6 protein-coding genes and 1 other RNA gene are annotated in these 5539 nt (G+C 33.1%); 3 read left to right on the forward strand and 4 right to left on the reverse strand.

Annotation, left to right across the window (positions count from 1 at the left end; genetic code table 11):
• Positions 1–295 precede the first annotated feature (295 nt).
• Both ACIQ1E_RS13605 and rnpB read right to left on the reverse strand, forming a co-directional pair.
• The gene (locus tag ACIQ1E_RS13605; protein WP_396171864.1) at positions 296–1156 is read right to left on the reverse strand and encodes a cupin-like domain-containing protein; all 861 of its coding nucleotides are present in this window, start codon (positions 1154–1156) and stop codon (positions 296–298) included.
• Positions 1157–1186: 30 nt separating this feature from the next.
• Positions 1187–1530, reverse strand: an RNA gene (gene rnpB, locus ACIQ1E_RS13610) — RNase P RNA component class A.
• Between the two features lie 154 nt (positions 1531–1684).
• Here rnpB and ACIQ1E_RS13615 point away from each other — a divergent pair.
• From ACIQ1E_RS13615 to ACIQ1E_RS13625, 3 genes are all read left to right on the forward strand, one after another.
• Entirely contained in the window at positions 1685–2347 is a 663-nt protein-coding gene (locus ACIQ1E_RS13615) for a hypothetical protein (RefSeq protein ID WP_396171866.1), read from the forward strand.
• 43 nt (positions 2348–2390) lie between these two features.
• Positions 2391–3476: a DNA polymerase III subunit gamma/tau gene (gene dnaX, locus ACIQ1E_RS13620; protein WP_396171867.1), complete on the forward strand. Its 1086-nt coding sequence runs from the start codon at positions 2391–2393 to the stop codon at positions 3474–3476.
• A gap of 143 nt (positions 3477–3619) precedes the next feature.
• Positions 3620–4153 (forward strand): hypothetical protein, encoded by a 534-nt coding sequence (locus tag ACIQ1E_RS13625; protein ID WP_396171868.1) that lies wholly within the window; start codon positions 3620–3622, stop codon positions 4151–4153.
• Here the strand turns inward: ACIQ1E_RS13625 and ACIQ1E_RS13630 are convergent.
• Positions 4150–4629: a hypothetical protein gene (locus ACIQ1E_RS13630; protein WP_396171870.1), complete on the reverse strand. Its 480-nt coding sequence runs from the start codon at positions 4627–4629 to the stop codon at positions 4150–4152. The genes ACIQ1E_RS13625 and ACIQ1E_RS13630 overlap by 4 nt on opposite strands.
• Positions 4619–5398, reverse strand: coding sequence for a hypothetical protein (locus ACIQ1E_RS13635; RefSeq protein ID WP_396171871.1), 780 nt, complete (start codon positions 5396–5398; stop codon positions 4619–4621). The genes ACIQ1E_RS13630 and ACIQ1E_RS13635 overlap by 11 nt, the downstream gene beginning before the upstream one ends.
• Between the last annotated feature and the right edge of the window lie 141 nt (positions 5399–5539).

Consider the following 5539-nt stretch of genomic DNA (forward strand, 5'->3'; position numbering starts at 1 on the left):
CTGCATCTTCCTTAAATCGCTTGTTAAATGTTATTGAATTCACACCTATAAATTTCTCCCTTGTACTCATTTGACAAAGGTAATACTATTTTCGTTTTTGGGCGGCCTAAACGCCTATACCTAAATACTTAATACCAATTTTTTGAAATTGAAACGCCTAATTAAACGGGTATATATTCTATATTGTTTCTAGCGAATTATCAAGAAAAATATCCAAAGATAAAACCATCACACCAGGATAGAAATAGAATACAAAAAAGGCACACAAAATGAGTTGAAAGAAACTCAAATCGATTTACAACCTTTTATTCGTATTGATTATTGCCTGATTATTTTTGTAGTCAATCCATTCTTGTCCTTTCCATTTTCGCATTAAAACATCATAATGTCTCATTACAAATACATTGAATGCGGCTTTACCAAGATTATTGATTTTTCTTGGAAAAGCTCTTAAGCTCATCGAAAAACCTGGCGTTAGATACTTCATATAATGCCAATATCCTTCTGGCATATACAGCATTTCGCCGTGTTTCAAATTGCAAATCATACCTTTTGCTTTTTGTAAGGCAGGCCACTTTTCGAAATCAGGATTGTCAAAATCGATATCTTCCCTTGAAATTAAAGAATGGGGTACCTTATATAGGTAGGGAGTTTCTGAGGGTGGGAATAAAATACATTGCTTTTTTCCGTGAAAATGAAAATGAAGAATGTTGGAGTAATCAATATCAAAATGCATAAAAACTTTCGAATTTTCTCCTCCAAAAAATAACATTGGCAATTGTTTTACTAATCGAAGTCCAATTTTAGGCCATTTGAAATCGTTTTGAAGTACCGATACCTCCTGCATTAAATTGTATAAAAAAATACGATAATTGGTTGGTTTCTCTTGCAGCAAGTCGATGTAATCGCTCATTTTCATCTTGGCATGAGCTTCATTAAAACCATCTTTATGGGAAACAGGTCTATCATCATATAATGGCACCGTTTTATCACCAGCTACTTGCTTTATGTATTCTAAATTCCATTTTTGATACGCAGGCCAATCGGTTGTTAGCTGCTCAATGACTAGTGGTTTTTGTTTTTTTACATAATTATTAAAAAAATCCTCTTTCGAAATGGTTTTTACCCGAGGAATTTCAACAAGATTCAATTTCATCGTTTTTAAGAAATAAATTTGAAAATAAATAAAAAAAGCAGACCTATAAGCCGGGTTCTGTCTCCAATCCCGATAGCTATCGGGATGGAGCCTTATCATTTATCTAGCCCCGATATTACTATCGGGATCCATCTTTCTACCCTTCGACAACGGGCGAGAACCCTTAAATGCCGATATACTTGAAATTTCACCGCATAGAGTTTACCTGGTTTCACTACAGCATTACCTGTACCTGCTTTCTGTTGCACTTGTCCTAATCCGATCCCGATAGCTATCGGGACTGAACCGACGGGTGTTACCCGCTATGCTTCTCTGTGGTGTCCGGACTTTCCTCCCTTCCGATAAATCGGAACGGCGATAAGGCGGTCTGCGGCGCAAAAGTAAGGATTTTAGATTGTAGATTGTAGGTTTTTGATTTTAGATTTCAGCATTCTCATTGAAATTGCCATTGAAATTGTTATTGAAATTGATTTTTGATAATTACAATTTCACTTAAAAACCGTATTATTGTATGTAAAATTTTCAAAAATGAAACTGCACAATCTAATCCTTTTATTTATTCTATTTTGGTTTAATCTGTCTTTTTCGTGTGATTGTCCACCTCACGAAAGAGAAACAATGGTTTCAAAAGGGCTTAAAAATGCACAAATAGTCTTTTATGGAGAACTAATTAAAATAGATACTGTTTCTAGTACATATTCTTTTAGAATAATTGAACTATTTAAAGGTGATTATAAATATTCTATAATTAATGGAAAATCTAGAAATAATAATTGTGAAATATTTCCATTTAAAAAAGATTTGTGGATTGTTTATGGTGGCTTTAATAAGGACAATACAATTAGCATAAGTTACTGTTTACCATCTCAAACCATAGAAATTCCTCCAGGATTTTTACCTCCAATTCCTTTATTTACATCTTCTGAAAGAAGAACTACAAAAATTGATTCATTAAGTAATGAAATTGATAACCTAAAAATTCGCAACGAAACAATATCCAATTGGTTTTACCAATTAGAACAATTAAGAGCCTACAAATCATCTCAAAATAAAATTCCTGAAAATAAGAAAAATACATTCTATGACAAAGCGCTAATCATTTCTTTGATAATCAATACACTATTATTTTCAACACTTATTTTTATCACGGTAACGAAAAGATTTTCTTCAAATAAACAAATTAGCGAATAAACAAATCAACTAAAATCTTATATTTGCTAACCAATAAAAATCTATGGAACAATTTGTAGTATCGGCTCGTAAATATCGTCCACAAACATTTAATGATGTTGTCGGACAAAAAGCCATTACCAGCACTTTGTTGCACGCCATAGAGAGCAATCACTTGGCTTCTGCCCTATTGTTTACTGGTCCTCGTGGCGTTGGAAAAACCACTTGCGCTAGAATTCTTGCTCGTAAAATCAACCAACCTGGATATGACGACCCGAATGAAGATTTTGCTTTCAATGTTTTCGAATTGGATGCGGCTTCGAACAATTCAGTAGATGATATTAGGAGCCTGATTGACCAAGTTCGGATTCCGCCACAAACCGGACAATATAAGGTGTACATTATTGACGAGGTGCATATGTTGTCTTCGGCAGCTTTTAATGCTTTCTTGAAAACATTAGAAGAACCGCCAAAACACGCCATTTTTATATTGGCCACGACCGAAAAACACAAAATAATTCCAACGATTCTTTCTCGTTGCCAGATATTCGATTTCAAAAGAATTACCGTAAAAGATGCCAAAGAACATCTTGCCGAAGTTGCTTTTAGCCAGGGCGTGAATTATGAAGACGATGCTTTACATATCATTGCTCAAAAAGCGGATGGTGCGATGCGTGATGCTTTGTCTATTTTTGACCGCGTGGTTTCCTATTGTGGTAGCAATTTGACCCGCCAGGCTGTTACTGAAAATCTGAACGTTTTGGACTATGAAACGTACATCAACGTGACCGATTTAATTTTGGAAAACAAAATTCCAGAATTATTAGTCGCTTTTAACGATATTCTCTCCAAAGGATTTGATGCACATCATTTTGTTTCTGGATTGGCTTCGCATTTCAGAGATTTATTGGTTTCGAAAACTCCTTCGACACTATCATTATTAGAAGTTGGTGAACAAGCCCAAAAATTATATGGCATACAATGTCAAAAAGCGTCGCAAGATTTCTTATTGAAAGGAATTGAAATTGCCAACGACTGCGATTTGAAATACAAACTGAGCCAAAACCAACGACTATTAGTTGAACTTTGCTTGATGCAACTCGCCTCCATCACCTTTGATGGAGAAAAAAAAAAGTTGAGCAATTTATAATTCCACCCACTTATTTTAGGAGAACGGATTATTCTATTGTTGAAAAAGTTACGGGTAACGAGTTACGAGTAACGAGTCAATCAGAACCAGCAATTCGAGAACAAAATCCCGAAACTAATATAGAATCTTCTGGCAACACCTTAGTGTCAGAAAGCCAAATTTCAGAACCAAAAACTGTAAACGAACTTGAAACTCGAAACCCAAAACCCGAAACCGGCGTTACTATTTCAGCATTGTCACTTTCGAGTATTAAAGCAAAAAAAGAATTGCTTGAATCAACCAAGGGAATTGTAAAAGAGGAAGTTCATCTACCGACAGAAGCTTTTAATGAAACCGATATGTTGTTGCATTGGACTAAATATGCAGAACGATTGGGGAATAAAGGGTATAAAATTATGGAGTCCCTTATGTTGATTGGTGACCCAAAATTGGAAGGCGCAACTATAACCCACGAATTGCCAAACGACAGCACAAAGATTGAATTCGAATCGGAAAAACTAGAACTTTTAGGCTATTTGAGAGGAAAACTGCACAATCATAACATTATGATTGATGTGGTTGTAAATGAAAAAGTAGAAAATAAATTTGCCTTCACCCCTTTGGACAAATACAACCGATTGAATGAAATAAATCCTAATTTGGAGTTATTGAAAAAGACATTTGATTTGGATATTTAAAACAAAGTTCCAAAAACTTCGTTTACAGGATTTTTAATATCTACAAATGTAAAATTGGTTTTTATATTTTTGTTTAATAAACCAATAGTTTTACCAGACTCAGTATCTGAAGTTATATAAAACTGAATTGATTTGTCTACATGCGCTTGTGCAAAAAGTTTAGAATCATTTGGGATTATTGACCTTGGTCTAATTTCTATATCAGTTATACCCTTTGAAAGAAAAATATTTTTTGCAAATAATACAGCTATTTTTGCGTGTTCTAAATTAAAAGGAATTATTTGAATTGTATCTAATGGTAAATTTTCTATTTCATCTCTTACACAAAACTCAGCAATTGAAATAGTTGATATTTTCATTACAATATCATTTTCTAAAAAATATTTGTAATATTCTTTAGCGTTAGTATGCAATTTATCAGCATCATTCAATAATCTCACGAAAAAACTGGTATCGAGTAAAACACTATGCATCATAACCTCCTCGTAAATCTCTTAACCATTCATCTGCGTTAATATCTTGCCATTTATTACGTGAGCGTTTAATGAGTGCATTAAGGTAATCCTCATCAAACTTAGGTTCAAAAGGTATAATTTGAACGTATTTCAAAGAACTTTTATCAAACTCTCCACTATCAATATTTTGTTTTGCGGTAACTCGAAAACCATATTTTCTGTAAACTAAATTTTTATCTTCGTTTAAAAAGAACTCTTTAGGCGTTTCTATAATTACAGTTCCAAATTCTTCAGTATTAAGATGAATATTGGATTTATTTTTTCCGCCAGCATTAGTAATTTCACCATAAAAGTACAACTCAGCATCAACCCACAAATCTAGCGTCCTTTTAAAATTTGTTTTAGGATTAATTTCAAATGAAAATTCTTTTTCTCCTACAACAGTTTTTAATTCAAAAGAATAATTTTTGCTATAAGAAATATTTTGAATTCGCTCGATAGCTTGGGCAGTTTTTAGTTCTAAAAAATCTATCGAGTCTTGATTACGAACTACTTCTAAATTAGCTGTTAATCCAATTAATGCTTGAGTTCCAACTAGGAAGATATTTTTCACAGAACCTTCCTCTATTGAATAACTTATTGTTGGACGATCTTTCTGACTCGGATAAAGAATATCTTCTATGTTGTCAAAAATTGTTCTAATTTCTTTAATGTCATAATTCTCTGGGTTCAATGGCTCATTTCCCTTGTTACCAGATACTCTTATTTCAAAAATTCCTTTAGTTTCCATACAACAAATGTATTATTGTAACTAATCAGTCTCAAATATAGGGATTTTATTTCATGTCAAAATGACGTGAAATAAAATTCGAATTCATGCCACATAGTCATTGGATTTATTAGGTGAATCTTTTTATATTTTGTACTTTCA

The sequence above is a fragment of the Flavobacterium sp. genome (assembly GCF_044348915.1).
In the GTDB taxonomy this organism is placed as follows: Bacteria; Bacteroidota; Bacteroidia; order Flavobacteriales; family Flavobacteriaceae; genus Flavobacterium.